This is a genomic window from uncultured Sunxiuqinia sp. (assembly GCF_963974515.1).
Lineage (GTDB): Bacteria > Bacteroidota > Bacteroidia > Bacteroidales > Prolixibacteraceae > Sunxiuqinia.
In genome coordinates, this window is sequence record NZ_CAXBDD010000204.1 from 1 (window position 1) to 2,908 (window position 2,908).

3 protein-coding genes are annotated in these 2,908 nt (G+C 45.9%); all 3 read right to left on the minus strand.

The genetic code is table 11. The features are described from left to right. Positions 1-17: 17 nt before the first annotated feature. Positions 18-1,151 carry a glycoside hydrolase family 43 protein gene (locus tag AAC033_RS18875; protein ID WP_339741087.1) on the minus strand — a complete coding sequence of 378 codons (1,134 nt, stop codon included), beginning with the start codon at positions 1,149-1,151 and terminating at the stop codon, positions 18-20. 2 nt (positions 1,152-1,153) lie between these two features. Then, complete coding sequence (locus tag AAC033_RS18880; protein ID WP_339741090.1) at positions 1,154-2,560, minus strand: sulfatase-like hydrolase/transferase; 1,407 nt, start codon at positions 2,558-2,560, stop codon at positions 1,154-1,156. Positions 2,561-2,572: 12 nt separating this feature from the next. After that, a partial coding sequence (locus tag AAC033_RS18885; protein WP_339741093.1) for a hypothetical protein occupies positions 2,573-2,908 on the minus strand: 336 nt, incomplete at its 5' end.

Sequence of the window (2,908 nt, forward strand, 5' to 3'; positions counted from 1 at the left end):
GTGTTTTATTTATCTGATTACTTAAAAAAACTCAGTCCCCATTCATCGATCCATTCCAGAAACGGCCATCCATTTTCATCGAACTGAACAGGCAGCCACACGTAACGCCCGTCGATGGCATTTTCAGGATTCCAGCGGTCGGCCATAAAAATGAAAGCATCTTTCTTTCCTTCAATCGGGAGAATATAGGTGCTTTGTGACCCAAAGGTAGTTTCTTTTCCTTCGCCCACACACGGATTGCCGAGCTCTGTCCACGGACCGAAAATGTCGTCGGCCACTGATAAACGTGCAGCATTGGGCGCCCAGCCCGTACACCCTGAGGCTATGAAATAGTATTTGCCCCGATGTTTGAAAATGGACGGTGCCTCCATGTACCGGTTCGGAAAAACACGTACATATTCGCCTGAAAATGAAAGGTAATCGTCACTCAATTTTGAAATATGTGTGGTGCTGTTCTCCTCCGATGAATAGATATGATAGGCCGTGCCGTCATCATCTATAAACAAAGTCATGTCGCGCGACATCTGTCCTTTTTCAAAATCACGTCCCAGAATATTCACGGTATCGGGGTGAGCGGGCAGACAACCCGGGCCTCCACAATAGGATGATTCAGTTGTCTCAGGAACAGGCTGTTTATGAATTGAGCAAACATTCTCCGGCCAGTAACCGCTGTTTGGATTGATACTGTGAATATACTTATACGGGCCGGTTACCCTATCGGAAACTGCCAGGCCGGTTTTGGCCGCCTTGTAGCCCATCCCTTTTAGTTCGTGGTGAAACCACATGACAAACTGCTGATTTTTTTCATTGTAAACGACTTTCGGCCGCTCAATAATACACCCCTCAACAATTGGGCTTTCCGGATCTTTACTTACGGATAATGCGATCCCCTCATCGTGCCAGTCGGTCAGATTTTTTGATGAGTAGCAATGGATACCGACCCATGCCTGATTTCCTTTTTCCCCTTCGATTTTGTGCTCTCCAAACCAGTAATAGGTACCTTCATGAAAAAGCAACCCACCGCCATGTGCATTGATATGGACACCATTATTGTCGGGCCAGATATCACCAGGATTAATGGTCTGAGCAATATTTTTGCCGGTTATTCCAAATATAAAAAGCGATATTAAAAAGAGTCGTTTAAAGTTCATTTTCATTCTGGTTGAACAAGTTGATATTCTTCATCATACAAATCCAATTGCCATTTTTTCCATTCGGCGCCTTCCAAGAAAAGCGGATGAGGCAGGGAAACATCCCATTCGCCGAGTTGCTTCAGCATAGTATTAGTCCGGTCCAGATTTTTCAGTGCCACGTCGTTTTGCTCCGAAATGTCCTCAGCAAGGTTATACAACATGGGCAAACGGTCGGGCAAGCGGACCAGTTTCCAGTCACCATCGCGCGTGGCAGCACTGATGGTAAACCGCCAGTTAAATAACTGATGTGGTTTTTCTTCTTTTTGATTTGTGAGATAAGGAATTAAATTAATCCCATCCAACTGGTCTTCTTCAGTAATTTCTCCGCCACCAAGCGCTACAAACGTAGGTGCAAAATCGAGTGAAATCACCGGATGCTGATAGGTTTTTCCTTCCGGCAACTTCCCTTTCCAATTCATAATATACGGCACCCGGAGGCCACCTTCAAGCAGAATTCCCTTCTGCCCGTTAAAAGGCGCATTAACCGAAGCATTCTGATCGCATGGGCCACCATTATCACTGATAAAAACCACCAGCGTATTTTCTTCCAGACCCTCTTCTTTTAATGCGTCCATTATGCGTCCAACATTTACATCGAGTCGATGTACCATCGCGCAATAGGCCCGCCGATTATCATCTTTTATGTGCTTAAAAAGCTCCAAATCGGCTTCGGGTGCCTGCATGGGAGAATGGGGCGCGTTGAATGAAGCAAATAGAAAAAACGGCTCATTTTTATGCCTTCGGATAAAATCCACACACTCATCGCCTTTGTCATCGGTGATGTAAGTGATGGCTTGCGGCGTTTTGTAATTGCACTCGATGGGCGACAAATAGCCTTTTCCATCCGGCTCGGAAGTGAAATAATCGTGCCCGCCGCCCTGGTAGCCCCAGAATTCGTCGAAACCTCTGTTCAACGGGTGGAAACGATCGCCTTCGCCCAAATGCCATTTACCAACTAGTCCCGAAACATAACCCAAGGGTTTCAGCCGGTCGGCAATTGTTCGTTCAGCAACCGGAAGGCCCAAAAACTCGGGGTCAAATCCCGGCTGATTTGTTGCAAGGTTATTATCGAAACCAAACTTCACCTGGTTTTTTCCCGTGATTAAACCAGCTCGTGAAGGCCCGCAAACCGGCGCCGAAACGTACCCCTGGGTAAAATTCACGCCTTCTTTTGCCAGCCGGTCAATGTGGGGCGTGCGAATTTGCTTGCTGCCATTCAGACTTAAATCAGCAAAACCCAAATCATCAGCCACAATTAAAATGAAGTTTGGTTTTTCCCGGTCTGAATTGACAGGACCAGCCTTTACAAGCTTAGACAGTGGTAGAAAAAGCAAAGGCGCTATTAAAAATGGATGGGATAACTTCATCTTTTCTCTGGTCTATTTCAACTCCAATTGCTCAATTTCATTGAATTCTTTTCCACGAATTTTCTGAAAGGTTTCAATCATCTCCTGAAGTTTTTCCGGATTCGATTGGGCCAGATTCTCCTGCTGCCCGATATCATCCTTTAGGTTGTATAAAAGAAACTCATCGGAATTGCCCAATTCAATATTCACTTGCTTGTTTACAGCAGGCCCTTTGTATGGTGGAATCAGCGCCCAATCACCTTTGCGTAAAGCCGTTCTGGTTGAAGCTTCAATAATGAGTTCGTCACGCCCCTGGATACTTTTCCCCGTAAGCACATCCAGCAATTCTTCGCTGTCGGGTACGCGTTC

Bases quoted from the DNA above. Each gene is read 5' to 3' on its own strand.
- AAC033_RS18875 (WP_339741087.1), bottom strand. From the start codon at position 1,151: ATGAACTTTAAACGACTCTTTTTAATATCGCTTTTTATATTTGGAATA.
- AAC033_RS18880 (WP_339741090.1), bottom strand. From the start codon at position 2,560: ATGAAGTTATCCCATCCATTTTTAATAGCGCCTTTGCTTTTTCTACCA.